Raw genomic sequence first — 25,310 nt, 5'->3', positions numbered from 1 at the left:
CCCCAAACCAGCAAAAAACCAAGAAAAGCATCCTCAGTGAAACACGTCACACAACCCAACCATCCCACCACAGGCAAGACCCCGAACACACCACAACCACCCGCCGTCGAACACCCACCCAACCCGCAAAACCTGAGAGAGCGGCGCCCCCAAACCCGCCGGACGTGAGAGAACGACGCCCCCCAAACCCGCGGGACGTGAGAGAGCGTCGGAAGGTGGAGGCGGTCATCCGGCAGCACGCGTCCAAGGGAGGAACGACCGAGCGCACAGAGGATGACCGCCGCCACCGACCCAACCAGACACCGCGCCAACCGCGCCAACCCCACCAACCGACCCAACCAGACACAGCGCCAACCCCACCAACCAGACTCCCCACCAACCACCCACCGCGCCACGCCCGCGCCAACGACAGAGGGCCCCAGCACCAGTAGGCACGCTTAAACGCAAAAAGGGCCGGCAACCATAACGGTTGCCGGCCCTTTCAGAGCTTCGTGATTACCAGGAAGACTTGGTGATGCCCGGGAGCTCACCACGGTGAGCCATGTCGCGGAAGCGAACACGGGAGATACCGAACTTCTGGAGCGTGCCACGGGGACGGCCGTCGATCTGGTCGCGGTTACGCAGACGGATCGGGGAGGCGTTGCGGGGCAGCTTCTGCAGGCCGAGGCGTGCAGCTTCGCGTGCTTCGTCAGTCGCGTTGGGGTCAACCAGGGTCTTCTTCAGTTCGAGACGCTTTGCAGCGTAACGCTCAACAATGACCTTGCGCTGCTCGTTGCGAGCAATCTTGGACTTCTTTGCCATGTGTTTAGCGCTCCTCTCGGAATTCGACGTGCTGGCGGATCTTGGGGTCGTACTTCTTCAAGACCAGGCGGTCAGGATCGTTACGACGGTTCTTGCGGGTTACGTAGGTGTAACCGGTGCCCGCAGTGGACTTCAGCTTGATGATCGGACGTACGTCCTTGTCCTTTGCCATTAGAGCTTTACTCCTCGTGCCAGGATGTCAGCAACGACTGAGTCGATGCCGCGTACGTCGATGGTCTTGATGCCACGGGCTGACAGGGTCAGCGTGACATTACGGCGCAGGGACGGAACCCAGTAGCGCTTCTTCTGAATGTTCGGGTCGAACCGACGCTTGTTGCGACGGTGCGAGTGCGAAATGCTGTGTCCAAAGCCCGGCTCGGCTCCGGTCACTTGGCAGTGTGCTGCCATGACTCTCCTCCAAAGATTGAATGTAACGGCGTGCAGATGTTCCTGCGTTACCGTGCGACAGGCAGCGTCCGCATCCGTTCCAAACCATTTCGGTAGTTTCCGCAGCAACTGCGGCGAAGAGGGTTGGCCTCAGGTCCGGGCAGTGGAAACCACTGGATCAGAACCTGGGATACCGGGCGAATACAGGAATGCACGCAACTTGAGCCCCTAACTACCGGCCAACGGGACGTCAGTCAGACTGACCTTCACCACCAACCGGAGCAATTGCACACGATCCGCACTACCTAGCGCCTAACTATTCTACGGGTCAGGCCAAATTAAGACCAATCAGGAATCATAAGCCCCCGTCAGCCCTTTCACAGCAGAATGAAAGGAATCGTGGCGAGTCTTGATTCATGACCTCGCTACTCACCTCCGACGCACCGGCGAATAGCGCCCCGGAAGGGGCGAAACGCAAGCGACCCGCCGCCGTCGAGCGTTTCCACACACAGGCACGACGGCGGCTGGCCCGGACCGACGTCCTGGGTTTCTTTGCGTGGTTGTCACCCGTGGCGGCGGTGGCGCTGTGGCTGGCCGATGGCGGTATCAGCGGGTTCTCCTCCTTCGCCGGAACCATGACGGCGCTGGGAATCATTGCAGGACTGATCGGCATGGATGTGGTTTTGCTGATGCTGCTTCTGGCAGCCCGGATCCCGTTCATTGACAACACCATCGGCCATGACCGCGCCCTGGAAGTCCACAAATGGTTGGGCAAGCCGGCGCTCTATCTTCTGCTTGCCCACGGCGTGCTGCTGGCTATCGGGTACGGCGCCGCAGAAGGACTGGATCCTGTCAGTGAATCAATCTCGTTGTGGGTGAATGTTCCGGATATGTGGCTGGCTTTCGTCTCCATGGCCCTGTTCTTTGCCGTGGTGGTGACGTCCCTGGTGGCGGTCCGCCGCAAGTTCCCCTACGAATTCTGGTACGCAGTCCACCTGCTCACCTACGCCGCAGTGGGGACTGCCATCCCGCACCAATTCAGTGTGGGCGGCCTGTTTGCGGAGGGCACGTGGCAGCGCTGGTACTGGTTGTTGCTCTGTGTGGGAACCGGCGCGGCACTGCTTTGGTTCCGGATCTACCAACCCATTGCCGCCAGTTTCAAGCACCAGCTCACGGTGAGCAGGGTGGTCCGTGTTTCGGCGGATGTCTTCAGCATCGAAATGACCGGAAGAAATCTGGAGCGCTTGTCCGGGGCCGGCGGCCGGTTCTTCTTCTGGAGGTTCCTGGCCCCCGGGCACTGGTGGCAGCCCCATCCGTTCAGCCTGTCGGCAGAGCCCATTCCAGGGAGGGGCAATCAGCCCGGCAAACTCCGCATCACCGTACGCACGCTTGGCAAAGGCACGGCCAAGCTTGCGCACATCAGGCCCGGCACCAAAATGGCAATCGAAGGACCCTACGGCATGTTCAGCACGGCCGCCAGGACCCGGAACAAGGTGGTGATGATCGGTGCCGGCATTGGGATTACTCCCCTGCGCTCGTTGCTCGAAACAACACCGTTCCAGCCCGGCGAAGCAACCGTTCTGCTCCGTGGCCACCAAGACTCGGAGTTGTTCCTGGGCCAGGAGATCATGGCCCTCTGCAAAGCCCGGGGCGTCACCCTGTTCCACCTTCTGGGCCCACGTTCGCAGGGCGATCACGCCTGGCTTCCCCAGGACGCAGTCCAGGCCGGTTTTGGACTCCATTCCTACGTTCGGGGCATCGCGGACGCCGATGTTTATGTCTGCGGGCCGTCCCCCTGGGCTGCGTCCGTCATCCGGGACGTCGAACTGGCAGGCGTCCCCGCACAGCAACTCCACTACGAAAGGTTCGACTGGTGAGAATACGGGCAGCTTTGGCAACAGCCGTTGCATCGGCAGGCATCCTGCTGGCGGGGTGGCAATCGGGATCGCACGTGGCCGAGACTGGCACAGCCACCACCAGCCTCAGCAGCAACACCACCGGCGGCGGCGCCGGATCCGCCGCGAGCGAAGGTTCCGGGACAGGCAGCAGCGGGTCCAACGGCAGCACCGGCTCTTCTGACACCGGCAGTACCGGCAACTCAGGCAGCACCGGCAGCACAGGGACGGGAAGTACGACGGCGGCAACGTACGACGGTTCCACCGTCCAGACCCGCTACGGTTCCGTGCAGGTCCGGGTCACCATCCAAGCCGGCAAAATCACCGAGATCACCCCACTGCAGCTGACCGACGCGGAACGAAAGTCCGCCCAGATCAGCAGTCGCGCGGCCCCCGTATTGCGGTCTGAAGTCCTCCAGTCACAATCGGCCAATGTCCAAACGGTAGGCGGCGCAACCATCACCAGCGACGCCTACCTCACCTCCCTCCAGGCGGCCCTCGATGCAGCAAACTTCTAGCCGTCCGCAGCTCCGTGCGCGGACCTTCCACAGCATGGGCACCGTGGTGAGCCTGACGGTGGCGAGCACCTCCGCACCTGATACCGCCGTGGACGAGCTGGAGTCCGCCGTCGAGGTCCTGGAAGGGATCTTTGCCAGCCTCGACCTGACGTTCAGCCTCTACCGGTCCGGGTCCGAAGCAAACAGAATCAACAGCGGCGAGCTGGCTCTGGCTTATGCATCCGAGTCTCTCCGCGACCTGTACACAGAGGCCTCGGAATGGCGATTGGCCACTGATGGGGCTTTCACGGCAGAGCGCCCGGACGGCAGGATCGATCTTTCGGGAATCGTCAAAGCGCACGCAGTCCGGGAAGCCGCGCTGTCCCTCCGGGCCTTGGGGCTTCAGGACTGGTGCATAAATGCCGGCGGGGACGTACTGGTCAGCGGATCACCGGAAACCAAGGCGGCAGCGGGTCCCTGGTTGGCCGGCATCGTGGACCCCGGGGATCGTCAGTCACTGCTTGGCGCCTACCCGCTGGCGGCCAACCGGGCCCTTGCTACTTCGGGGTCCGCCGAGCGCGGAGAGCATATCTGGACAGCCGGCTCGGATCGCCCGGAATTCATCCAGGTATCGGTCGCGGCGACGGAGATCGTCACAGCGGACGTGCTGGCAACAGCGATTGTTGCTGGCGGCACCCGGGCGTTGGATCACGCGGTGGAGCAGTGGGGCGTGGATGTCCTGGCGGTCCAGCGCGACGGGTCGTTGCTGGCAACACCAGGCTTCCGCGCCTAAAAGGGCTTGATCAGTTCCGCGTACTTGGGGCTGAGTCCATCACCGGAGGAAACTCCACGGAGCCTCCGTGATACCCACGGTGCAGCCGATTCCTTCACCCAGCGCGCATTGGCCTTGAGGGTTTCCACGCGGTTGGCCAGGCGGATCGGGGCAAGTTCCGGCACCTCCACCGCATGCTCGTGTTCCAGGACATCCAGGACCCGTTTGGCCATGTTGACGTGTCCGGCCGAGGACATGTGCATCCTGTCCTCACCCCAGAGGCGCCAATCGTTGTACTCATCAAAACGCCAGTAGTCCACCAGCAACGCACCGTGGTTGTCCGCGATTTCCCGCACCAGCTCGTTGTAGATGGCAGTCCGCCCGCGCATGGCGCTGAAAACTTTGGATCCCTTGGCGTCAAAGCCCGTGAAGAGGACCACGGTGGCGCCTGACGCGCTCAACTTGGCAATGCCGGCGTCGTACTCGTCCAAAAGTGAGTCAATATCGATCTTGGGCCGCAGGATGTCGTTAGCCCCCGCGTACAGCGTTACCAAGGTGGGGTTCATGGCTACGGCTGCGTCAACCTGCTCGGCCATGATCTGGCGCAGCTTCCGGCCGCGGATCGCCAGGTTGGCGTAGCCGAAGTCGGCGTTGCTGTGTGCCAGCTGCCCGGCGACGACGTCGGCCCAGCCGCGAACACCGTTGGGGCGGGTGGGATCGTCGTCTCCGACGCCCTCAGTAAACGAGTCCCCCAGGGCAACATAACGAGCAGAAAAATCCATGCCGTCAGTCTGCCACTTCGGCGCCCGAGGCCACAAAGCACCCGTTGAGGGGTTTACGAGTCACGGAGGATCCAGTGGTTGTTGTCCAAGCGGGCAACGATTTTCTCACCGATGCGGGCAAGATCCGCGACGTCGTCGGGGCTGAGCGAATCGAGCATCAGCGTCCGCACTGATTCAACATGCCCCGGGGCGAGGGACACGATGGTGGACATACCGGCGTCCGTCAGGTGGGCAACGGTCACACGGGCGTCGCCGGGGTGCGCCTGCCGTTCCACCCAGCCGCGTTTCTGCAGCTTGGTGACGACGTGCGAAAGCCGTGACAGGGAGGCACTGGTCCGCGCAGCGAGCTCACTCATAGGCAGGTACCGGCCCTCGGTCTCGGAGAGCATCGCGAGCACGTTGTAGTCGAACAAGGACAGTTTGCCTGCCGACTGAAGCTGGGTGTCCAACGCCGAGGGGAGCAAGGTGTTGATGCTCAGCAGGGCCAGCCAAGCACGGCGTTCGTCGGCATTCAGCCAGCGGGGTTGAGTCATGCCTCCATCTTATGAGAATTCGCTGATTCCTAGGTCGCCGCCCCTGCTCAGGCGATAGGCTGGCGGCATGTTTGTCGTCTCATTGACCTATAAAGTTCCCGACGAAATTGTCGACTTCCACCGCCCGGGCCACATGGCCTGGCTTAAGGACGCGTTCGACGGCGGCATCTTCCTTGCGTCCGGACGTCGCGTCCCTGCCACGGGAGGCGTGCTGCTGTCCAAAGTGGACCGGGCCACGTTGGATGCTTCGCTGGCCAAGGACCCGTTTTACAGCAACGGTGTGGCGGAGTTCGAGATCATTGAATTCACGGCGACCAGTGTGGCCGAGGGTTACGAGAATCTGCTGGACAGCTAGAGCTTTCCGCACGCTCTCTCACATCTCACCCTCCCCAGCCGCACGCTCTCTCACATCTCACCCTCCCCAGCCGGGCGCTCTCTCACATCCTGCGCCTTGCTTTCAACCAGCTTCCTAAGACCGCCCTTGCGGGGAACCTTGACGGGCTCCGGCCACCGGGCCTGTGTGGAATCACCCAAAGTCACGCCCCGCAGTTTCCGCCCGAACAACGGAACCACCCAATCGTTGACCCAGCGGCGTTGGGCTCGTTCCCACTCCCGGAGCGTCACCCGCGACGGTGGTTCCCATTCCTTTGGCCTGATCTTGTGGGGCACATTCAAGTGATTGAGGACCTGCGCGGCTAAGTACTTGTGCCCGGCTTTAGACATGTGCAGGCGGTCAGGAGCCCACATCCGTTTGTCCTTGAAGGCATCGAAGCACCAATAATCCACCAGCACCGCACCGTACTTGGCCGCAATTTCCCGGACCCGTTGGTTGTACAGGGTGTTTCGCTTCTTGAAAGGCTCCAGGACCGCCGAGACTTTAACATCGAAGCCAGTGAACAGGACCAGCGTCGCCCCGCTTTCGCTGAGGCGCGCGACCAGCATCTCGTAGTCATTGAGGAGAGCATCCATGTCTGTACCGAAATCGAGGATGTCGTTACCCCCTGCATAGACCGTAACGAGCGTCGGTTCCATGGCGAGGGCTGGCTCAAGTTGTTCATCGATGATGTGCCGGAGCCTCTTGCTGCGCACGGCCAAGTTGGCGTACTCCCAGCCGGGCTGGTCCTTGGCCAACTTCTCGGCCACCCTGTCTGCCCAGCCGCGCACCCCGTTGGGCAACACCGGGCTGAGGTCCCCCACGCCTTCGGTGAAGGAGTCCCCGATGGCGACATACCGCCGTCGAACGCTGTTCCCGTCCCCGAGTTCCTCCCGCACGGCAGCGACGCTACCCGCCCCCGGTTACACCAGAGCCAACCCCAAATGAACACAACGAACGGGATGTGAGAGAGCAACGCCCAAAAACCGTCGGGAAGTGAGAGAGCGTCGGAAGGTGGGGCGTTCACGGCCGCGGCGGCGGTTTTGGGTAGGAGCGCATCGCGGCCCATCGTGATGTAAAGGTCGCCCAGCGACCGCAACGTCACCTATGGGCCGTGTCTAAGCGACGGCAAAACCGCCGCTGCGGGCGGCCCGGCCCGCACCCAGGGGCTTAGCCCTCCGCCTTGCCTCGCCGCCAGTAGCCCATGAAGGCAACCTGCTTGCGGTCGATACCAACGTCCCGCACCAGGTAGCGGCGCATCTCCTTGATCACGAATGCTTCGCCGGCGATCCAGGCGTAGAAGGGCAGGGCGCCGGCCGGCAGCGTGGGGTTCTTGCTGGCTTCGATGGCTGCAGTGTCCATGCGCTGCGGGGTTTCCCAGAGGATTTCCTGATCCACGTTGACGTCTTCCGGCTCGGGACCGGCGGCGGTTTCGGTGCCTTTGATGCCCACCCAGCCGGGCACGGGAACGGCCTTGGCAACAGCCTCTTTGAGCAGTTCACCGTGCGGGCGGGAGCGGCCAATGGCAGCCCCGCGTGCCAGCCAGGTGATCTGGATGTCCGCGGCGGTGGAGATGTCCTGGAAATCAGCAGCCGAGGGTACTTCCAGGAATGCGTGCCCGGTCATGTCAGCCGGCAGGCTCTCAAGAATGGCGCTGATGGCGGGCACGGCAGTTTCATCGCCCGCAAGGAGAATCCGCTGCGCTAGGCCCGGCCGCCACTCGATGCCGCCGTAAGCTCCGGCGGTGGTGCACTGGGCGGCCCTGTTGTTGGGCCCAATGATGGTGAGGGCATCGCCGGGCTTCGCCGCAGCGGCCCAGTTAGCTGCCGGTCCACCATTACCGGCGTCGTCGAAGTGCATCACAAAGTCGATGTCTATTTCCGGGTACACGGCATCCAGGCGTTCGGAGCGCACGGTGTAGGTGCGCATGCTGCCGCGGACGGCCGGGTCCATGGCAAGCCACTCCTGGTACCAGCCGGCCTCCTCCATGGTGAAGGTGGGCAAGGGGATGATCCGGCCGGCGTCGTCGATGGAAGGAATCATCAGCTTCACGCGCAGGTCCAGGGTGTCACCGGCCACTCCAAAGTCCCGCAGGCAGTATCCGCCGAAAGTAATCCTGCGGAAGTTGGGGCTGAGCTCCTGCACCGCGGTCACAGTGACATCGAAGGCGAGGGTCATGGGTTCCACTGCGGCGCTTGCTTTGGCCTGGGTCGGTTGTGCACTCATGATGCGATCTCCAGTTCGTTGGTTGAAGCGGTACGTGCGTGGTGGCGTCCGATGGGGACGATCAGCGGTGTGCCTGAAATGGGGTCCGGGACCACCCGGGATTCCAAGCCGAAAACGTTGAACACAAGTTCCTCCGTGACCACTGCAGTGGCGGCGCCTTCGGCCACGATGCACCCGCCTTTCATGGCGATGACGTGGTCCGCGTAGCGTGCAGCAAGGTTGAGATCGTGCAGCACGATCGCCACGGTGGTGCCGCGGCTGCGGTTGAGGTCGGTGATCAGGTCCAGGACCTCAACCTGGTGCGCCAGGTCCAGGTAGGTGGTGGGCTCGTCCAGCAGCAGAACGTCGGTTTCCTGGGCCAGGGCCATGGCGATCCACACGCGCTGACGCTGCCCGCCGGAGAGTTCATCGATGTCCCGCTCAGCAAGCTCCAGCGTGTCCGTGGCGTCCAGCGCACGCTGCACCGCGGCGTCGTCGGACTCGCTCCAACTCCGGAAGAAGCCTTGGTGCGGGTACCGGCCCCGGCCCACCAGGTCGCGGACGGTAATGCCGTCCGGGGCGGTGGGGTGCTGGGGCAGCAGGCCGAGGGTCCGGGCAAGTTCCTTGGCGGGGCGGCTGTGGATATTCTTGCCGTCCAGCGTGACGGCACCACCGGCCGGCTTCAGCAGGCGCGAAAGGCCGCGGAGCAAAGTGGACTTTCCGCAGGCGTTGGCGCCCACGATCATGGTCACTTTACCCTCGGGGATTTCGGTGGACAGGCCCTCCACCACCTTACGCTGCTCGTATTGCAGCGTAAGGTCCTGGGCATTAAGGACGGCCATCTCAGGCCTCCTTTCGGTTCGACGTGACCAGCAGCCACAACAGGAAGGGGGCACCGAGGGCGCCGGTGACGACGCCGACCGGGAGGACGGTCCCGTCAAGGATGACGGGTGCAATGTTGGAGGCGAAGAAGTCGGCCAGGAGCACGATCAGCGCACCGGTGAGGGCCGACGCCGGGAGGCTGGGTTTGCGGACGATGCGCCGGGCGATGGGTCCGGCGAGGAAAGCGACGAAGGCGACCGGACCGGCGGCGGCAGTTGCGACGGCGGCAAGTCCGACGGCGGTTAGCACCAGTCCCAGCCGGGCGGCGTTAACCTTGATGCCAAGGCCCGCGGCGGTGTCATCCCCCAATTCGAGGATGCGCAAAGGCCCCGCGAGGGCAATAACGGCTGGTATCAGGACCAGCAGGGAGACCAACAGCACGCCTGCACGGTCCCACGTGGCCGAATTGAGGGAACCGTTGAGCCAGATCAGGGCATCCGCTGCGGTGCGGATATCGGCGCGGGTCATGAGGAAGTTGACCACTGCGTGCAGGGCAGCGGCGATGCCAACGCCCGCCAGGATGAGACGGTTGCCGGCAGCGTTGCCGCGGCTACCTCCGCCTGCACCGGAACCTGTTCCGCGGGAAATCATGTAAATAATGGCGGCAACACCCAAGGCACCGCCCAACGCGGCCCCGGAAACCACGGCACCCGAGGCACCAAATATCACGATCGCCGTCACTGCCGCAGCACTGGCACCGTAGCTGATGCCAATGATGTCCGGGCTCGCCAGGGGGTTCCGGAGCATGGTTTGGAACAGTGCACCGGCCAGGCCGAAGGCAACGCCGATCATGGTTCCAACGACTGCCCGGGGCAGTTTGTGCTCCATCACGATGAAGCTCGCCCCGGGGATTTTCTCGCCGCCGGTCAGGTGGTTGATGACGATAGTGAAGAAATCCGGGATTGTCACGGTGTAACTGCCCAGGAGCACGTACACGGCAAACATGGCCAGGACGGCGAAGCCTAACCAGAAAGTGGGGTTCAGTGTCCGCCGCCGAAGTGGCACAAAGTGAGGCGCCAACTGGGGGACCGTTTTGGTAGTGCTCACAGTCCTGCCCCCTTGCCGCGGCGGATGAGCCAGATGAACACCGGTGCTCCTACCAAGGCCGTCATGATTCCAGCGGGGACCTCGCCCGGAAGGAGGATCACGCGGCCAATAATGTCCGCGCTAATCAGCAGAATGGGAGCTGAGACCATGGAGAACGGCAGAATCCAGCGGTAGTCGGGGCCGGTCAGGAAACGGACAGCGTGCGGAATGACCAAGCCAAGGAAGCCAATGGGACCCGCCAACGCGGTGGCCGAGCCACACAGCAGGACGATCCCCAAGCCGGTGATCCCACGGGAGAGGCCGACGTTCTGGCCCAGCCCGCGGGCAATGTCGTCGCCCAGCGCCAAGCTGTTAAGGACGCGGCCGCCGGCCAGGATGATCACGGCGCCGGTTGCCAGGAACGGGAGTGCGGGCAGAAGCACGGACCAATCGCGGCCGCCGATGCTGCCCACTTGCCAGAAGCGGAAACGGTCAAACGTGTCCTGGCTCGATACCAGGATCACATTCAACAGGGAAAAAAGACCGGCGCTGAGGGCAGCGCCCGCAAGCGCGAGTTTGACCGGGGTGGCACCGTCCCGTCCGCGGGAAGCAATGGCGTACACCACGACGGCGGCCACTGCGGCCCCAATGAAGGCGAACCAGATGTATCCGGTCAGGGAGCCAACGCCAAAGACGTAAATCCCGATGACCACCGCCAGCGCCGCTCCGGCGTTGAGGCCAAGAATGCCTGGATCCGCCAACGGGTTGCGGGCCACGCCCTGCATAGCCGCGCCTGCCAGGCCCAGCGCGGCACCGGCCAGGAGACCCAGGACCGTGCGGGGGATCCGGGCGATGACCACGGCGTGGTTGCCGTCCGCCGCATTGAAGTTAGTGAGGGCTTCCCACACCGTGGAGAGGGGAACTCCGCGCGCGCCGATCGCCAAGGATGCGGCGGATACTGCTGCGAGTACGACGACGGCCACCAGCAGCCAAGCGGTGCGCGTGAGTGCAGTGCGCTTGTCCGCTGTCCCACGGGCGCCGGCTCCCCTGCCGGTTTCCGCGGGATCGGGGGTGATGCCTCCCGGGCCGGCCGACACCAAAGTGCCACCGCCCCGCCCCCGGAGTGTCGTCGTCGTACTCAGTTTCATTGCAGTTACTTGCCTGCTGCGTCTGCTGCTTTACCCAGCTGCGGGAGGAACGTGTCCAATGCCCACGGCAGGCTCAGCGGCGATGAAGCGGAGATGGAGAGCGTCAAGGTCTGGTCCGAATCAGCAACCAGGGCACCCTTCTTGATGGCAGGGATCTGGCCCAGCAGCGGGTCAGCCTTGATGGCGTCGGCAGTGGTCGCGTCCGGAACCCAGGTGACGAAAACGTCGGATTCGAGCTCATTGGCCTTTTCAGCAGACCACGGGATGAAGAATTCCGTGTTGCTCTTGGTGTTCTCAGTAACCACGGGGGCGAGCTTCATGCCGATTTCGGAGAGGAAGCGGGGGCGGTTGTCGATTGCGGTGTATACGTTGGCGCCGTCACCCTTGGCAGGCTCGAGGTTGCCGTAGATGAAGGTCTTGTCCTTAATCTGCGGGAACTTGGCGACCTTCTCCTTGACGGTGGATTCGGTGTCTTCCACCAGCTTCTTGGCTTCGGCTTCCTTGCCCAGTGCCTTGCCGATCAGGGTAGTGCTTTCCTGCCAAGGCGTGCCGTAGGCGAGCTCGGGCTGGGCCACCACGGGAGCGATTTCGCTGAGCTTCTTGTAGTCAGCTTCTTCCAGGCCGGAGTAGGCGGCCAGGATGACGTCCGGGTTGAGCTTGGCGATCTCGGTGAAGTTGATGCCATCTGCCTCGGAGAACTGGACCGGGGCCTTGTCCGTGCCGAAACCTGCACCGAGCTTCTCCAGTGCTGCGTCCTTCCACGGGGTGGAGCCCTTGTCGTTATTGCCCCACTCGTTCTTCGGAACACCAACCGGGACAACACCCAGGGCGATCGCGACGTCATCATTGACCCACGAAACGGTGACTACGCGCTTGGGCTGTTCCTTGATGGTGGTCTCGCCGAAGACGTTTTTGATGGTCACGGGGAAAGCTGAGGATGCTGCCTGCTCAGTTGCCGGAGTGGACGTTGCCGGACCAGTGGAGCAGCCGGTGAGGGTAAGAGCGACGGCGGCCAGAGCGGCCGTCGCGGTTCCTGCTGTCTTGAGCAGGGCGCGGCGTGGGAGAAGGGAAGCCACGGGACTCCTTAAGTAAGTGATGCGAACCTAAGTAAGGCTAGCCTAGCCTCTGGATAATTACGAAACGTTTGCGTCACGTAATCCGCTCAACTGGTTAAATGCGTCGCAGATCACACCCTCTCTCACATCCCGCGCCCTTCAGCCAGACCCTCTCTCACATCCCGTGTCCTTCAGCCAGACCCTCTCGCAGTGGACACCTGGCAGAAGGTTTGAAAGTATTGGCGGCAGCGGACTACCGCTTCTTATGGAATCGATCGAGGGGATGAGCGTGCGCACTGTTTCAGTTGCTGCAGCCACGGTTGGCGAGGTGGCCGCTTTGGCCTGCTTGGCACTCCCCCGCACGTCGGTATCTTCCTAGGCTCTTAGCCGGGCACCCATTTTCCGGGTCTTTTTGCTGCGCCCGCTTTCTCAGATGACCGACGACCCCTGCCATTTCCCGCGCGCCCACTAAGGCACGCTGACGTCGACCATTTCCGAAAGAAGAAGCTTTGCCATGCAGAAAATCACTGCCCAACAAATCCGTTCGTCGTTCATCAATGCCAGCCGCTCAGAGGCTGCCAAGCTGAATCTCCCCCGGAACTTCGAAACCCTCGACTGGGACAACCTGGAGTTCCTGGGTTGGCGCGACGAGAAAATGCCCCAGCGCGGATACCTTGTGCTTCCGCACCGGGGCAAGCTCACCGGGATCATGCTCCGCGCTCCTGAAGGCGGATCCGGAAAAAGGCGTGTAGTCCTCTGCGAACTGTGCCGGGACGTATTTTCGAAGGATGACGTTTATCTGTGGGTGGCCAAAAAAGCCGGACAATCCGGTAAGGACGGGAACACGGTGGGGACACTGATCTGCGCTGAGTTCGGTTGTAGCGCCAACGTGCGCAAGGAACCGCCCGTCAATGAGATCAACCCGGACCCTGCCGCCGTCGTCGTTCGACAAATCGCGGGACTGGAATCCAGAACCGAACAGTTCCTTGACCGCGTCCGCGCGAAGTAGCCGCGAATAATTCCCCAAGTAGGTAGCAGCAGGTGCCGTTTTGAGGCGTCAAAACGGCCTTAACTGCTACCTACTTGGGCCAGCCGGGGAGAGGTGACGTCACCGCAGGACGATATCCACCGGGTTCGCCTCGGAACGCCACGCTCCCGGTTCGCCGGGCCCGGCGATAACCGGAGCCGTGAGCACTCCCGAGCGGTTGGTTCGCTTGTCGCGGAGGATCTCGGTGACGGACCCAAGGTGCCTGGAGAGATCAATGACGTTTTCCGGCGCAGCCAGCAACAGCTGGAAACCGAACTCGTGGAGCGCCTTGATGCCCGCGCCTGCGAATTCCTCGGAAGCCAGCACGAACGCTTCGTCCATCATCACGGTGCCGTAGGTGGTGAAGCCCTGTTCGGCGATGCCCAACTGGTAGCTCAGCGCAGCAGCCATGATGAACGCCGTGAATCGCTGGCGCTCACCGCCGGACATGGAACCGGTATCGGCATGCATGAAGACTTCGGTCTTCTTCTTGCCGGCCTTGCCCGCGGCGGCTTTGGAAGCAACTTCCCTGTGCTCCTTGCACTGAATAAACAGGTGCCCGCGGACGTCCAGCACCTCAGCCCGCCAACGCCGATCCTCCGGCGTCTGCGATCCGAGCCGCTTGACCAGGGTCTCCAACGACTTATAGCGCGCGGTGAGCTCGGCGTCGTCGTCCGTTTCGGCCGGACCAGCGGCAGCTCCGCGCGAGGGCCTGGTGTGCTTCGCCTTCAGGGCGTTCTGGATCGCATCTTTGAACTGTTTGGCTGTGGCCGGGAGCGTCTGTTTGATGTCCAGTTCCAGGAAGCTGCCCTCATGGAAGTTCACCTGGGACAGGATGCCGTTGAGGGGCAGGATGCGGCTGGTGATGCTGCGGCGTTCCTCATCCAGCAAGTGCAGGAGCGTGCTGAACGACTCGTGCGTGCGCTGGTTGAAGAACAGCCGGAACTCGGCCTCCTGGGCGGGCAAGCCATCACTGACGATCGCGTGGTACCGGGATTCGAAGTCCCCGGCGGCGCCGATCGACGTGCCATGATCGGCGCTGATGGCACTTCCCCAGTCCCGCACGAACGCTTCGAACATGCGGGTCAACCGCTCGGCCGTTGCCTGCCCGCGCGATTCCGCCGCATGCAGTTCGTCCAGCAGCTTGTTGCGGACGCTGTTGGCCAGGTTGTCGAGTTCGTACAGTTCAGAGAGGTCGGTGACGCCCTGGAAGTACGGCTCCAAAGCAGTGACAGTAGAGGCCGACGGCGGTGCTTGCTCCAGCTTCAGCCTCGCGGCATCGAGCAGGCCGTCCGCCGTGGTCATCTTGTGATCCAGCGCCTTGTATTCGCTCTGCAGAACGGCAGCGGTACCTGTGGAGGACTGGTGCTTTTCCCTGACGGTTTCGATGCTGGCCCGCAGCGGTTCCAGGTCCGCTTGCGCGGCCAACGCATCTGTCAGCCGCTGTTCGATCCTGGCAAGCTCGTCCGCGGCCACGGCTGCGGAAACCTGTTCCCATGACCGTTCGTCTTCAGCGACGCGACGCAGGGCTTCGAGCTGCCGCGCCATACCCTGATGCGAATCCTCGCGGCTTTGGGCAAGTTCCGCGGCCTTCACAAGCTCGTTTTCCAGCTCGCCCACACGCGCTGCCACAAGTTCGAGCTTGGAAGCGTTGTCGAAACCGAGGACGTAATCCTGGCGACTCGTAAAACGGTCGTCCTTCTCCACGGTGTGCCGGTTGCGCTTGACCACGCCGCCCAGGCTCAGGCCCTTGTCCATCGAAGCAAGTTCGTCCGGATCCTCGACACACGGGTACGCGAAGTCCAGGGCGATCCGCTCCCGGATCCACTCTCCCGCGTCAGCATTGGCACCCGAGGTGAGAATGCTCAACTTAGTCAAGAGGTCGCCGTCGGACACTTCCTCAACAGCCAGCGCGCCACCGGCGAGCGGCTTGGACACATCAACAGCACGGAGGGCACCGCGGACGGTGTTGTCATTCAAATATCGGGTCACCGCCGCGAAATGCTCACCCGGTACCAGCAACGTGGTGGCCAGGTTACGAAGCGCGCGCTCGGCGGCGGGACGCCATTGATCCTGACCGTCGGCGAGATCGATCAGCTCGCCACCAAACGGCATCCGCTCTTCTGGGACCCCGGTTGCCGCTGCGATGGCTGCCCGGTTTTCAATGCTCGACGGCGGCAGCAGGGACTTGCGCGAGCGCAAGGAAATCAGCTCCTGCTGAGCTGCGGCAAGCTCACGCTTCTTAGTGGCGTGGCCGTCAAAAGCCTCGAAGCGAAGCTCCTTGAGTGCCTCCGAATCGTCCTTCAACTCGGCCGAGCGGGCGGCTGCCTGCTCATGCGCCTGATCCCACCCTTCGGCGGACCATTCAAGGTTCAGCCCGGCATCGGCCAGAGCCTTCTTCGCCGAGTCCTCAACTTGCTGACGCAGCTTCAGGCCAACCTTGGCGTTCTCCAACGACTGCTCAATCGCCGAAATGGCATTGCCGCCGCGGTTGTTGTAGTCCAGCTCAAGGTCGCGGAGTTCCTTGGCCAAAGCATCCCGCACCGTGCGCTCGGCAGCCAGTTCCTGGGCCTTGGACTGAGCCAACTCCTTGAACCGGGCCAACGTCTTGGCATGGACCGTCACTGCCAGTTGCTGCTTGTAGGCCTCGAACTCTTCGCCAGCCAACTCACGGAGACGGTTCGCGTCCAGCAATGCCTGCGCGTACTCCTTGTTCAACCCCGGAACCGGAGCCAACTGGTCCCGCTGCTGCCGGACGTCCTCCAACCGTTGCCGAATGGACATCAGGTTGCTGAATTCCTCCACCACATCATCGGCTGCAGCCAACGTTGCAGGAGCATCAAGCACCTGATCGCGGAAGAACGTATTCACGCTGCCGCCCAAGCCCTTGCCGGCCTGGATCACGCGAAGCAGCGGAAGGGCCTGGTCAGAGTTGATGCCCAGAAGCCTGCGGAAGCGCTCGGCGAAGGCCTTGTGCACATCGAAGACCTGCCCATCCGGGAAAATCGACTCCAACGCGCCCTTGGTGAACCGCTTCTGCGCAATGCCCTCGATTGCCTCGAGGTCCAGCGGTTTGCTGTCAATGACATAGAAGCGCCCGACACTGGACTCCGTGCCGTTTTTCGGAAGGTCGAACAGCGCCGACACCGTCACCTTCGTGCCGGCTGCGTTATCAAACGTCAGCGCGACGGCGGACCACGTGGCACCAGGGCGCTGGAAGGCACTCGCCGAGCTGTCGCCGACCGCCTTATCACCAACCTTGCCGCGCATGTAAGTGAATGTGGTCCTCTTATCCTCCACAGCGCCACCGGAACGCTGGGCGGCGGCCTCGTTCGAGCGCGGGCGGGCATCGAAAACACGGAGCATCGCATCAAAAAGAGTCGACTTGCCGACACCCGAATTACCCGTCAGAAGAGTGCCCTTGCGGTCCACATGCATGGTGTGGGCGCCATGGAAGGTGCCCCAGTTAACCACCTGTACCAACGCGAGGCGCATCTGGCCTGGGTTCGTGAGCTCGCCGAGAGGGAGCATGCTTGCGATGGTCACTTGGCTGCCTCTTCTGTTGACGGGTCACTGTCCGCGGCGGTACGCACCATCGCAGGCCCGTCACCATCCCCGTCGTCCAACTCGTCATCTGAAGGGCTGGTTGGGTTGGAATCGGGATCGAGATCCAGGAGGGGCTCCGTGCCGGATTCGTCGGCTGCTACTGCTATCAGGGCCTCGATTTGGGCTGGGATGTCGCCGATGTTTTCGAAGGGCAGCGCCAGTGGGAGGGCGTTGCTGATGGTGTAGGTGTCGTCCAGCGGGGTGGGGAGGATGAGTTGGCGGGCCAGGAGTTTGGTGATGGTCCGGGTGACCACGTCGGAGTCGCGGAGGGCGTCCTGTTGGCCAGACGGCGTGTAGTTGGCCACGAGGTCCGAGATCTCTTCGCGGGTGATGGTGGGGTCCGTTTGGGCTGTGACATGGCGGTCCAGCAGGAGACGCAGACGCAGCAACACAATGGTTTCCACGCGGCTCAGGGCACGCTGCTGGCGCAGGATGCTGGAGCGGGAGCTGGCGCCGATCACTTCCGGGTCAACGGGTCGGAGGACTGCGATTTTGCGGTCGTGATCGAGCTGCAGGGTGAGGAACAGCTCGGAGAGGCGGCTGCGGAGGATCAGCTGGTTGTCCAGCAGCGTGGTCCACAGTTTCTCGTCGCGGCCACCGTCAATGTACGGGCCCTTGAGCAGTTTCACCAGCGCATGCCGAACCTTCATGGGCAACACTCCGGTATCGCCGGGGAAGAGAGCAGCGCCATCCACAAAAGTGTCCCGCGGAGTGATCCGGAAGGGGTCCGAGTGGCTGATTTCCGGAACCGGCTCAGCCTCCGCAGCCAGCTCAGCCTCGACAACCTGCTCGGGCTCGACACCGACTTCAGCCACCGCTTCGGTGACCTGGTCCGCTGCGGTGACGTCCGTCGTCGTGATTTCTTCAGTCATCAGAATCCTCATTCAGCTTGACGACAGGCAGGTACGCCGTGCGGATGCTGCCGTCGATTTGTTCGAAGTCGATGTGTTCCCAGGTGGCCCTGTCGAAGGCAGCGCCCGTCTGAAGCGCCATGGACAACAGGGTGCGCACGGTGTTGATGTGACGTTCTTTGGCGGGCAGGTTTTCCCAGGCGTCGCCCAGGGTGGCGGCACCGGCCATGGCTGCCCGGACGACAGCAGGCTTGGCCTTTCCGGTGCGCGCCGACCGTACGCGGTCGGAGTCGCTGAAGGCGATGGGGTCGGCAAGGCGCGGGGGTGTTGCAAATTCGTCGGGGTCGAAAAGTTTGACCATGGCCAACGACTCGAACCCGGCGTTAAACAGCACGGGCCCGCGGACCAGACCGGGACGGTCTCGCTCGTACGGCATGGACCGGATGGCTTGCTCGGCTTCGGCAAGCACCTTGCGCAGGCTGACGGACTGCCTGACGTCGTCGCTCTGAATGTAGGTGTTCAGGCTTTCGGAGAGCTTGCCGTAGATTCGCTGGATCTGGCTGTGCTGATATCGCAACTCGGCCACCAGGTTTTTCAGCGTTTCGCGGTCCTCATGGGATAGGTCGTCCGCAAATTGACGGCTCAGCACCTCACCGATCGCCGAGCGGAACCGCAGTTGCTGCTGCGGGTCCTCCAAGAATGCGGTGAACGAGCGGAAGGTTCGTCCCTCAGGGCTTTGCCGCAAGCGCTTGTCGGCCTCCAAAACCTGGGCCATGGTGGCGCCCTTGCTCAGGGATTCCTCAATAATCTGGTTCCGGAGCTCACCCACCAGCTCTTCGATCCGGTCGCGCATTTTCTTGTAATCCGCCGGCAGGCTGGCTGCGAGGTCCAGGATGTTGCCGGCAGCTTCCACAGCTTCTTCGTCATCCAGAAGTCCATCGAACTCACCGGAGCTGATGTCCTCCACCAACTGCTGCCGCTCCTGGATTTCCTCTTCGAGGGCTTCCAAGCGCGCGCTCTGGTCCGGGTTGGTCTCGTTGGCGAGCTTCTCAACGTCGCCCAACAATGTGCCGAGCCGAGAACCGTTCAGCGTGGAACGCTCGCTGGAGAGGCTGTCCAGGAAAGCCAGCACACGGGCGGCCGGTTCGGTGACTTCGTAAACGATCTGACCTGATTGGCTACGCCGGGTCAGGAATTGTTTCCTAGTCCACTCGTCGCCGAAAAGCTTGCCGTTCTGTTGGCCGCCCAACGCCGGGTCCTGTCGGCGGAGCTGCTCAAGGAAAGCATCGACGTCGGCATGGAACTCTTCGAGCGGAAGCTGCGGCCGGGTGCGGGTAAAGGATGCCTGCAGCACGGCGATCACCCACGGCGCCGACCGCGTCAGGGCCCAGGCAGGCCCTTTGGTCAGCTGCTCGAGATCACGGAGCCGGGCGCCGATGGCGTCGGCGGAGGACATGGCTGAACGGGACAACTACTCTCCTTCAGCTGCTGCGAAACCTGGCTGGCAGCGAAAACTGCCCCGTACAAGGTTAACGCAGAGCGTCGCCGGGGCGACCGACCGCCGGAAGCACCGCTGTCGGGCCCGCCGAAAGCACCGCCGTCGCAACCATTCCGTAACCTACCGCCTGGTATGGTTTCGATCCCATATCAACGCCGCCGCGAGGCGTTTCCGCACTGGCCGGAAACCATGGACGCCCCTAGTGTCAGAGCATCGACGCAGCCACGCCGCGTCAACCCACGCACCGTCGCCCCGGGGGGAACCATGAATTTCGACTTCTCTGCGCTTGATACCGCCACGTACGTATTCATTGGAACACTGGTTTTCGCTGCAATTCTGGTGGCCTTCATTGCCGCCGCAGCACTGGCAACAATCATTCTTATCGGAGCAATGGGCATCGCCTGGTACGCCATTAAGGCCGTTCTGGGTGGTCTGGTCCATGGCATTAACTTTGCGTGGGACCGGGTGGTTCACCACGCCGGACAAGTGGAAATTCCGGCCGAATTCCAGCCGCAGGTTTCCCCTAGCACAGGTAGCTACTCGCGGGTAGCATTGAGGGACAGCTGAAGGGTTCGCACCCACGGCGGACCCTGGCTCCATCCGGCACCACCGGCTAGAGGAGTTATCCCATGACGTCCGCCACTGACAACAGTCTCGCCGCCGCAAGCGTCAACGCCACCGCAGAAGAAGCCCGCGCCGTCGCCGAAGCCGCGCGCGAAACAGAATGGAACCGGCCCAGCTTCGCCAAGGGCCTGTACCTGGGCAGCTTCGACCTGAGCCTGATACACCCCTGGCCGCAAGCAAAAACAGAAGACGTCCAGCGGGGCGAAGAATTCATGGCCCGCTTGGTGCCCTTCGCCAAAACAATGTCCGGCCGCACGATCGAGCGGGACGCAAAAATTCCCGACGAATACCTGAAAGAGCTCGCGGACCTAGGCGTTTTCGGCATGAAAGTACCGCGCGAATACGGCGGCCTGGGCCTGTCCCTGGTCTACTACGGCCGCGCCCTTGCCCTGCTGGGATCGGTCCATCCGAGCCTGGGCGCACTGATTTCAGCCCACCAATCCATCGGAGTTCCGGAACCGGTGAAGGAGTTCGGCACGCCCGAGCAGAAGCAGGAGTACCTGCCGCGTTGCGCCGCCGGCGCCATTACCGCGTTCCTCCTCACAGAGCCCGACGTCGGCAGCGACCCCGCGCGCATGGGCGCCACTGCCGTACTGTCCGACGACGGCGACTCTTACCTTTTGGACGGCGTGAAACTGTGGACCACCAACGGCGTGATCGCCGAACTGGTGGTGGTCATGGCAAGGGTTCCAGCCCATACCGATGCTGACGGGACGGAACACAAGGGCGGGATCTCCGCCTTTGTGGTGGAAATGGACTCCCCCGGCATCACCGTGGAAAACCGCAACACGTTCATGGGACTGCGCGGAATAGAGAATGGGGTGACCCGCTTCCACCAAGTCCGCGTCCCTGCAGCCAACCGGCTGGGGCGTGAAGGCCAAGGGCTCAAGATTGCCCTCACCACCCTCAACACGGGGCGGCTCTCCATTCCGGGCCTGTGTGTTGCCGCCGGAAAGTGGAGCCTGAAGATCTCCCGCGAATGGTCCAACGCGAGGACGCAGTGGGGCCGTCCGGTGGGCAAGCACGAGGCTGTGGGAAAGAAGATCGCGTTCATCGCCGCCACCACCTTCGCGCTGGAGGCTGTGTTCGAGCTTTCCGCTGAGATGGCCGACGCGGGTCAGAAGGACGTTCGCATCGAGGCCGCGCTGGCCAAGCTGTGGTCCACGGAACTGAGCTGCCGGATCGCCGACGAACTTGTCCAAATCCGTGGAGGCCGGGGCTTCGAAACGGCCGACTCCCTGGAAGCCCGGGGCGAACGTGCCGTAGCCGCTGAGCAACTTCTCCGCGACCTCCGCATCAACCGGATCTTCGAGGGCTCCAGCGAGATCATGAAACTCCTGATCGCCCGGGAAGCCGTGGATGCACACCTTGCCGCCGCGGGAGACCTCGCCTCAGCGGACGCGAGCCTGCAGGATAAGGCGCGGGCCGCAGTCGGGGCTTCCGGCTTTTACGCTAAGTGGCTCCCGAAACTGGTGGCTGGCGCCGGAATGGATCCGCGGTCCTATGCGGAATTTGGACGCCTTGGCAAGCAGCTGCGCTTTGTGGAGAGGTCCTCGCGGCGGCTGGCCCGCCAGACGTTCTACGGCATGGGGCGTTGGCAGGCGAAGCTGGAGCACAAGCAGGCGTTCCTGGGCAGGATCGTGGACATCGGCGCTGAGCTGTTCGCCATGGCTGCGTGCTGTTCGCGGGCGGAGATGCTGCTCCGGACCCATCCTGAACAGGGCGCTACCGCTTTTGAGCTGGCTGAGGCGTTCTGTGAGCAGGCGCGTGTGCGAGTGGACGAATACTTCGATCAGCTGTGGAGGAATACTGACGACGGCGATCACGACCTTTCGCGGAAGGTCCTCGCCGGCGACTACGCCTGGTTGGAGGCCGGCGTTCTGGATCAGTCCGAAGGCACCGGGCCCTGGATCGGCGATGCCTCCCCTGGCGCTTCAACCAAGGAGAACCTGCACCGGAACTACCGGTAGGGCGTTCCCGCCGCGTTCCTTCCCAGTTAGTGCGGGGGACACCGTGACTTTGACGGGTCAGGCCGCGGAACCACCGTGATCGGCGCACGGCAATATCGAGGCAACTGGGAAGGAACGCGACTAGCGCACGTCCCCATCCACATAGAACCAACGCTTGTCTTCCCGGACGAAGCGGCTTAGCTCGCGCTGGACCCCGCGTTCGCCGTCGAGCCTGTAGTGCGCAGCGAACTCCACTGTTCCCGTCGTGTCCAGGGGGCCACCGCCCGTGGCCGAGACAATGTCCAGCCTGCGCCATTCCATGTCCGGATCCAGGTCCATCGACGCGGGGCGGGTGGACGAGTGCCAGGTGCGCAGGAGGTAGCCGGGATCCAGCACGACGAAAGCCGAATAGCGGGATCGCATGAGTTGCTCAGCCGTTGGCGCATCCGCCGCGCTGCGATGAAAGCGCCCACAACATTCCTCGTATTGTTCGCCGGAGAGGCACGGGCAGGCACCATTACGGAGACGGGTCAAATCAGGGGTCATGGAGCGCCAATCTGAAGCCAAAAATGAGAGCTGGGCAACATATTTTCCCACGCCGTATAACAGCTTCGAAACAACCCCGCCAGAGGGTGGGGCGGGGCGTGATTCCGTCGGTGCTGGACCTTAGGCTATATATGCAAGCTGGGTGGGCATTGGGCGCATCACAAAACGACGGCCAGGGGAGGCTAACGTGGAGGATCCGACAACACTCGCCATCAACCTGACGTATTTGGGGACACTCGGACTGGCGGTCCTGATGTTCCTGGGTCTGATGTTGATCGTCATCATCACCCTGGTGATCGCCGGAATTGGACGGCTACTGTCCATCATCCTTTTGGCCATGGTGGGGATCTTTCCCAAGAAGGCCAACACTCCCATAGTTCACCTCCCCCAGCACCCTGAACGCTTACCTGATCCCGCTGAGGCACACCACCATTTTGTGCCTCCCGCTGCGCCGGAGCCCGCTTTCGCGTCGGCCGGGGTTGGAGCTGCTTCCGCGCCCGGAGCCGGGGCCCCACCCGCAGCGCCCAAGCGAGACCTCCTGGGCGGTGCCCGACGACGCCTCTCGGTTGCGTCTTCTGCGCTCAAGGAAGGCGCGTGGAAGGCAAAAGTAGACCCCCGCAACCTGCCCAAGCCGGCTGAAGTTAAATCAGTGGTGGAACACCAGACCGCCCACCACCCGATTGTTGTTGCAGCCGCCAAGGAACCACCCGTCCTCGCGAAGGACTGGGCAGACGCAGTGGCAGAAGCAGACGAGCGGGCCGCCGCACGCGCCAAAGCGCAACAGCCACCGGCCATCAAGGTCACCGTCCGCGACCTTGACGAGCCGACGCCGTCGTCCAACGGCAAAACCCCGCCTCCCAAGCGTCCCGACTTTCCACCCAAGAAGCCGGAGCAGGGTCCCGCACAGAGCCGCGACACCAAGAGCCCGGCCTCAGGCAATGGGGCAAAGAAGCCGGGCCCGGACACTTCCAAGAATGGAAAGTCTCCGAGCCCGATCCGAAAAGGTTCGCTCAGCGGCGCCAGCCGCAACTCCTAGATGCCTAGGCTGCCAACTGCCTAAACGCAGCACCGTGGTAGATCAATGGTTTGGATTCGAGATTGATGGTGGTGGCCTTGACCTCCAGAACGACGATCTCGTGATCCCCCGCGGGCGTCTCAGACACAATTTCGCATTCGAAACCCAGCACCGCGCCGTCGATCAGAACTGCACCTGAGTCGCTCACGCTGGTGTCCAATCCGGCAAAACGGTCGCGCGTCTTGGAAGCCAGCTGGAGGGCGGCCGCTTCCTGGCCCTCGGCGAGCACCGAAACGCCAAGCCGCTGCGCTTGACGGAGCTTCGGCCAAGTGGTGGAGGAGTTCTGCACGGCGAACATCACCAATGGCGGCTCCAGCGATACACCCACCGTGAAGGACGATGCAACCAAGGCTTCCGGCGTGAAGTCCACCATGGCGCTGAACGCCGCAACTCCGGACGGGAACTGCGCGAATGCTGCCTTGATGGCCGCCGTTTCTTCCACTGTGGTCTGTGTCATTCCGGTGTCCCCTATCGTGCGATGCCTGAGTTCCCTTCCCATGATTCACCTGCTTCCGGTAACGGCAATATTTGTTGATTCGAAAGACATTTGTGTTGCCGCGTGTCAAGAAATGTCGCGAAGTAAGGCCTCCTCCATTACCTCGCAAGAAGAAAAACGAAGAACTTCTACCATTTGCGTTTATGCCTCCGGTAGCCGTGTGTAGCCTCGATTGAACATCCGCACCGTTCCACCACAGGAAGCCGACATGAGCCTCAACGAGCTACGAACGCTTGGACGCACTGGCGCCCTGATCAGCCCCCTCACGCTGGGCACCCTGAATTTCGGCACCGGCGCCGCACCCACGGGTCCGGCCGAGAGCATCCGCATCATCAAGGCCGCCCTCGACGCCGGTATCACCAGCGTTGACACCGCCGACATCTACTCACAGGGCGAGGCCGAGACCGTGGTTGGCCAGGCCATCCACAGCCGGCGCGACGACGTTTTCCTGGCCACGAAGTTCCACGGCCAGATGGGCGCCAACCCAGCGCATGCCGGCAACTCACGCCGTTGGATCGTCCGGGCTGTTGAGGACAGCTTGCGGCGGCTGAACACGGACAGGATCGACCTCTACCAAGCGCACCGTCCGGACTACAACACCGATCTCCTTGAGACCATCACCGCGCTCAACGACCTCATCCGCCAGGGCAAGATCCTCTATTACGGCACGTCCGTGTTCAGCCCCGCCCAACTTGTTGAGGCCCAGTGGATCGCGAACACCAACCACCTGACCCCGCCCGTGGTGGACCAGGTTCCATACTCCCTTCTGGTGCGCGCCAACGAACGGGACGTTTTCCCCATCACCCAGCAGTACGGCGTCGGGGTTTTGAGTTACGGACCGCTCGACGGCGGGTGGCTGGCTGGCGGTTACCGCGTTGGCGGGGGCCAGCCGGAGAGTTCACGCTTCTCCGCCCTTCCCGGCAGATTCGACGTGAACGCACCGTTCAACCAAGGCAAGCTGCACGCCGCCGACGCTTTGGCGCAGCTCGCAGCCCGCCACGGCCTGACCCTCATCCAGCTTGGCGTTGCGTTCGCCATGAACCACCCTGCCGTGACCAGCGTGATTATCGGCCCCCGCACCGAAGAGCACCTGACCGACTACTTGAAAGCAGCAGACGTGGTGCTGAGCAAGTCCGTCCTGGACGAGATCGACGACATCGTGGCCCCGGCCGTGAACTTCCTGGAGCGGGACGCCGGCACTGTTGCGCCCCACCTTGAGTACCCGGAACTACGACGCCGGTAGCCCCCTTCTGTTGTGAGGCCCGCTTTGCACGCTCCCGGC

At 62.9% G+C, this 25,310-nt stretch carries 25 protein-coding genes; 9 read left to right on the top strand and 16 right to left on the bottom strand.

Translation table 11 applies throughout. From position 1 onward, the window contains the following. Nucleotides 1-495: 495 nt before the first annotated feature. Genes rpsN through rpmB form a run of 3 tightly spaced genes read right to left on the bottom strand, consistent with a single transcriptional unit; the run spans nt 496 to nt 1,209 of the window. Nucleotides 496-801 (bottom strand): 30S ribosomal protein S14, encoded by a 306-nt coding sequence (rpsN, locus tag EU811_RS06535; protein WP_011776360.1) that lies wholly within the window; start codon nt 799-801, stop codon nt 496-498. Between the two features lie 4 nt (nt 802-805). Continuing rightward, entirely contained in the window at nt 806-973 is a 168-nt protein-coding gene (gene rpmG, locus EU811_RS06530; RefSeq protein ID WP_003798558.1) for a 50S ribosomal protein L33, read from the bottom strand. Further along, nucleotides 973-1,209 (bottom strand): 50S ribosomal protein L28, encoded by a 237-nt coding sequence (gene rpmB / locus EU811_RS06525; RefSeq protein ID WP_011776361.1) that lies wholly within the window; start codon nt 1,207-1,209, stop codon nt 973-975. Before rpmB ends, rpmG begins: the two co-directional genes overlap by 1 nt. A gap of 395 nt (nt 1,210-1,604) precedes the next feature. On the opposite strand from rpmB, the gene EU811_RS06520 reads away from it, so the two are divergent. Genes EU811_RS06520 through EU811_RS06510 form a run of 3 tightly spaced genes read left to right on the top strand, consistent with a single transcriptional unit; the run spans nt 1,605 to nt 4,373 of the window. Then, the gene (locus tag EU811_RS06520; RefSeq protein WP_142937674.1) at nt 1,605-3,065 is read left to right on the top strand and encodes a ferredoxin reductase family protein; all 1,461 of its coding nucleotides are present in this window, start codon (nt 1,605-1,607) and stop codon (nt 3,063-3,065) included. Next, the gene (locus EU811_RS06515; protein WP_165450163.1) at nt 3,062-3,601 is read left to right on the top strand and encodes an FMN-binding protein; all 540 of its coding nucleotides are present in this window, start codon (nt 3,062-3,064) and stop codon (nt 3,599-3,601) included. The genes EU811_RS06520 and EU811_RS06515 overlap by 4 nt, the downstream gene beginning before the upstream one ends. Next, nucleotides 3,585-4,373 carry an FAD:protein FMN transferase gene (locus EU811_RS06510; RefSeq protein WP_142937673.1) on the top strand — a complete coding sequence of 263 codons (789 nt, stop codon included), beginning with the start codon at nt 3,585-3,587 and terminating at the stop codon, nt 4,371-4,373. The genes EU811_RS06515 and EU811_RS06510 overlap by 17 nt, the downstream gene beginning before the upstream one ends. On the opposite strand, the gene EU811_RS06505 is transcribed toward EU811_RS06510, so the two are convergent. Together EU811_RS06505 and EU811_RS06500 are read right to left on the bottom strand one after the other, a co-directional pair. Beyond that, nucleotides 4,370-5,134, bottom strand: coding sequence for an SGNH/GDSL hydrolase family protein (locus tag EU811_RS06505; protein WP_142937672.1), 765 nt, complete (start codon nt 5,132-5,134; stop codon nt 4,370-4,372). The two genes, EU811_RS06510 and EU811_RS06505, sit on opposite strands and share 4 nt — an antisense overlap. A gap of 53 nt (nt 5,135-5,187) precedes the next feature. Next, on the bottom strand, nt 5,188-5,667 hold the full coding sequence (locus tag EU811_RS06500) for a MarR family winged helix-turn-helix transcriptional regulator (RefSeq protein WP_017198795.1): 480 nt from the start codon (nt 5,665-5,667) through the stop codon (nt 5,188-5,190). Between the two features lie 67 nt (nt 5,668-5,734). On the opposite strand from EU811_RS06500, the gene EU811_RS06495 reads away from it, so the two are divergent. Next, entirely contained in the window at nt 5,735-6,022 is a 288-nt protein-coding gene (locus EU811_RS06495; RefSeq protein WP_011776364.1) for a YciI family protein, read from the top strand. A 50-nt stretch (nt 6,023-6,072) separates the two neighbouring features. Here EU811_RS06495 and EU811_RS06490 read toward each other — a convergent pair whose 3' ends face one another. The 6 genes from EU811_RS06490 to EU811_RS06465 form a co-directional block, all read right to left on the bottom strand. Then, nucleotides 6,073-6,939 carry an SGNH/GDSL hydrolase family protein gene (locus EU811_RS06490; RefSeq protein ID WP_142937671.1) on the bottom strand — a complete coding sequence of 289 codons (867 nt, stop codon included), beginning with the start codon at nt 6,937-6,939 and terminating at the stop codon, nt 6,073-6,075. A gap of 271 nt (nt 6,940-7,210) precedes the next feature. Next, the gene (locus tag EU811_RS06485; RefSeq protein WP_142937670.1) at nt 7,211-8,266 is read right to left on the bottom strand and encodes a siderophore-interacting protein; all 1,056 of its coding nucleotides are present in this window, start codon (nt 8,264-8,266) and stop codon (nt 7,211-7,213) included. After that, nucleotides 8,263-9,087, bottom strand: coding sequence for an ABC transporter ATP-binding protein (locus tag EU811_RS06480; RefSeq protein ID WP_142937669.1), 825 nt, complete (start codon nt 9,085-9,087; stop codon nt 8,263-8,265). The genes EU811_RS06485 and EU811_RS06480 overlap by 4 nt, the downstream gene beginning before the upstream one ends. A gap of 1 nt (nt 9,088) precedes the next feature. After that, nucleotides 9,089-10,072, bottom strand: coding sequence for a FecCD family ABC transporter permease (locus tag EU811_RS06475; protein WP_142937678.1), 984 nt, complete (start codon nt 10,070-10,072; stop codon nt 9,089-9,091). 98 nt (nt 10,073-10,170) lie between these two features. After that, nucleotides 10,171-11,301: a FecCD family ABC transporter permease gene (locus EU811_RS06470; RefSeq protein ID WP_142937668.1), complete on the bottom strand. Its 1,131-nt coding sequence runs from the start codon at nt 11,299-11,301 to the stop codon at nt 10,171-10,173. A gap of 5 nt (nt 11,302-11,306) precedes the next feature. Beyond that, the gene (locus EU811_RS06465; protein WP_142937667.1) at nt 11,307-12,377 is read right to left on the bottom strand and encodes an iron-siderophore ABC transporter substrate-binding protein; all 1,071 of its coding nucleotides are present in this window, start codon (nt 12,375-12,377) and stop codon (nt 11,307-11,309) included. 493 nt (nt 12,378-12,870) lie between these two features. Here EU811_RS06465 and EU811_RS06460 point away from each other — a divergent pair, with 493 nt between their 5' ends. Next, entirely contained in the window at nt 12,871-13,365 is a 495-nt protein-coding gene (locus EU811_RS06460; protein ID WP_142937666.1) for an FBP domain-containing protein, read from the top strand. Between the two features lie 99 nt (nt 13,366-13,464). Here EU811_RS06460 and EU811_RS06455 read toward each other — a convergent pair whose 3' ends face one another. The 3 genes from EU811_RS06455 to EU811_RS06445 are packed head-to-tail and all read right to left on the bottom strand — an operon-like array spanning nt 13,465 to nt 19,311. Next, nucleotides 13,465-16,929 carry an ATP-binding protein gene (locus EU811_RS06455; RefSeq protein ID WP_142937665.1) on the bottom strand — a complete coding sequence of 1,155 codons (3,465 nt, stop codon included), beginning with the start codon at nt 16,927-16,929 and terminating at the stop codon, nt 13,465-13,467. Then, the gene (locus tag EU811_RS06450; RefSeq protein ID WP_142937664.1) at nt 16,926-17,861 is read right to left on the bottom strand and encodes a DUF4194 domain-containing protein; all 936 of its coding nucleotides are present in this window, start codon (nt 17,859-17,861) and stop codon (nt 16,926-16,928) included. The genes EU811_RS06455 and EU811_RS06450 overlap by 4 nt, the downstream gene beginning before the upstream one ends. Then, the gene (locus tag EU811_RS06445) at nt 17,854-19,311 is read right to left on the bottom strand and encodes a DUF3375 family protein (protein ID WP_142937663.1); all 1,458 of its coding nucleotides are present in this window, start codon (nt 19,309-19,311) and stop codon (nt 17,854-17,856) included. Before EU811_RS06445 ends, EU811_RS06450 begins: the two co-directional genes overlap by 8 nt. Nucleotides 19,312-19,602: 291 nt before the next feature. On the opposite strand from EU811_RS06445, the gene EU811_RS06440 reads away from it, so the two are divergent. Both EU811_RS06440 and EU811_RS06435 read left to right on the top strand, forming a co-directional pair. Next, the gene (locus tag EU811_RS06440; protein ID WP_142937662.1) at nt 19,603-19,905 is read left to right on the top strand and encodes a hypothetical protein; all 303 of its coding nucleotides are present in this window, start codon (nt 19,603-19,605) and stop codon (nt 19,903-19,905) included. 62 nt (nt 19,906-19,967) lie between these two features. Continuing rightward, nucleotides 19,968-21,932 carry an acyl-CoA dehydrogenase family protein gene (locus EU811_RS06435; protein ID WP_142937661.1) on the top strand — a complete coding sequence of 655 codons (1,965 nt, stop codon included), beginning with the start codon at nt 19,968-19,970 and terminating at the stop codon, nt 21,930-21,932. A 120-nt stretch (nt 21,933-22,052) separates the two neighbouring features. Here EU811_RS06435 and EU811_RS06430 read toward each other — a convergent pair whose 3' ends face one another. Further along, complete coding sequence (locus EU811_RS06430; protein WP_187697088.1) at nt 22,053-22,457, bottom strand: YchJ family protein; 405 nt, start codon at nt 22,455-22,457, stop codon at nt 22,053-22,055. Between the two features lie 187 nt (nt 22,458-22,644). Here EU811_RS06430 and EU811_RS06425 point away from each other — a divergent pair, with 187 nt between their 5' ends. Further along, on the top strand, nt 22,645-23,493 hold the full coding sequence (locus tag EU811_RS06425) for a hypothetical protein (protein WP_142937659.1): 849 nt from the start codon (nt 22,645-22,647) through the stop codon (nt 23,491-23,493). Nucleotides 23,494-23,497: 4 nt separating this feature from the next. Here the strand turns inward: EU811_RS06425 and EU811_RS06420 are convergent, their stop codons facing one another. Continuing rightward, nucleotides 23,498-23,989 (bottom strand): flavin reductase family protein, encoded by a 492-nt coding sequence (locus EU811_RS06420; RefSeq protein ID WP_142937658.1) that lies wholly within the window; start codon nt 23,987-23,989, stop codon nt 23,498-23,500. Between the two features lie 247 nt (nt 23,990-24,236). On the opposite strand from EU811_RS06420, the gene EU811_RS06415 reads away from it, so the two are divergent. Next, nucleotides 24,237-25,271, top strand: a complete 1,035-nt coding sequence (locus EU811_RS06415; RefSeq protein WP_142937657.1) for an aldo/keto reductase — start codon at nt 24,237-24,239, stop codon at nt 25,269-25,271. Nucleotides 25,272-25,310 lie beyond the last annotated feature (39 nt).

Origin of the sequence: Arthrobacter sp. TS-15 (assembly GCF_006964045.1) — a bacterium.
GTDB lineage: Bacteria > Actinomycetota > Actinomycetes > Actinomycetales > Micrococcaceae > Arthrobacter.
This window is presented reverse-complemented; position numbering and strand designations above follow the sequence as displayed.

What these genes read in the sequence shown, in the direction of transcription:
- rpsN (WP_011776360.1), bottom strand. Translation starts at nt 801, where the DNA reads ATGGCAAAGAAGTCCAAGATTGCTCGCAACGAGCAGCGCAAGGTCATT.
- rpmG (WP_003798558.1), bottom strand. Translation starts at nt 973, where the DNA reads ATGGCAAAGGACAAGGACGTACGTCCGATCATCAAGCTGAAGTCCACT.
- rpmB (WP_011776361.1), bottom strand. Translation starts at nt 1,209, where the DNA reads ATGGCAGCACACTGCCAAGTGACCGGAGCCGAGCCGGGCTTTGGACAC.
- EU811_RS06520 (WP_142937674.1), top strand. Translation starts at nt 1,605, where the DNA reads ATGACCTCGCTACTCACCTCCGACGCACCGGCGAATAGCGCCCCGGAA.
- EU811_RS06510 (WP_142937673.1), top strand. Translation starts at nt 3,585, where the DNA reads ATGCAGCAAACTTCTAGCCGTCCGCAGCTCCGTGCGCGGACCTTCCAC.
- EU811_RS06505 (WP_142937672.1), bottom strand. Translation starts at nt 5,134, where the DNA reads ATGGATTTTTCTGCTCGTTATGTTGCCCTGGGGGACTCGTTTACTGAG.
- EU811_RS06500 (WP_017198795.1), bottom strand. Translation starts at nt 5,667, where the DNA reads ATGACTCAACCCCGCTGGCTGAATGCCGACGAACGCCGTGCTTGGCTG.
- EU811_RS06495 (WP_011776364.1), top strand. Translation starts at nt 5,735, where the DNA reads ATGTTTGTCGTCTCATTGACCTATAAAGTTCCCGACGAAATTGTCGAC.
- EU811_RS06485 (WP_142937670.1), bottom strand. Translation starts at nt 8,266, where the DNA reads ATGAGTGCACAACCGACCCAGGCCAAAGCAAGCGCCGCAGTGGAACCC.
- EU811_RS06480 (WP_142937669.1), bottom strand. Translation starts at nt 9,087, where the DNA reads ATGGCCGTCCTTAATGCCCAGGACCTTACGCTGCAATACGAGCAGCGT.
- EU811_RS06475 (WP_142937678.1), bottom strand. Translation starts at nt 10,072, where the DNA reads ATGTTTGCCGTGTACGTGCTCCTGGGCAGTTACACCGTGACAATCCCG.
- EU811_RS06470 (WP_142937668.1), bottom strand. Translation starts at nt 11,301, where the DNA reads ATGAAACTGAGTACGACGACGACACTCCGGGGGCGGGGCGGTGGCACT.
- EU811_RS06460 (WP_142937666.1), top strand. Translation starts at nt 12,871, where the DNA reads ATGCAGAAAATCACTGCCCAACAAATCCGTTCGTCGTTCATCAATGCC.
- EU811_RS06450 (WP_142937664.1), bottom strand. Translation starts at nt 17,861, where the DNA reads ATGACTGAAGAAATCACGACGACGGACGTCACCGCAGCGGACCAGGTC.
- EU811_RS06440 (WP_142937662.1), top strand. Translation starts at nt 19,603, where the DNA reads ATGAATTTCGACTTCTCTGCGCTTGATACCGCCACGTACGTATTCATT.
- EU811_RS06435 (WP_142937661.1), top strand. Translation starts at nt 19,968, where the DNA reads ATGACGTCCGCCACTGACAACAGTCTCGCCGCCGCAAGCGTCAACGCC.
- EU811_RS06430 (WP_187697088.1), bottom strand. Translation starts at nt 22,457, where the DNA reads ATGACCCCTGATTTGACCCGTCTCCGTAATGGTGCCTGCCCGTGCCTC.
- EU811_RS06420 (WP_142937658.1), bottom strand. Translation starts at nt 23,989, where the DNA reads ATGACACAGACCACAGTGGAAGAAACGGCGGCCATCAAGGCAGCATTC.
- EU811_RS06415 (WP_142937657.1), top strand. Translation starts at nt 24,237, where the DNA reads ATGAGCCTCAACGAGCTACGAACGCTTGGACGCACTGGCGCCCTGATC.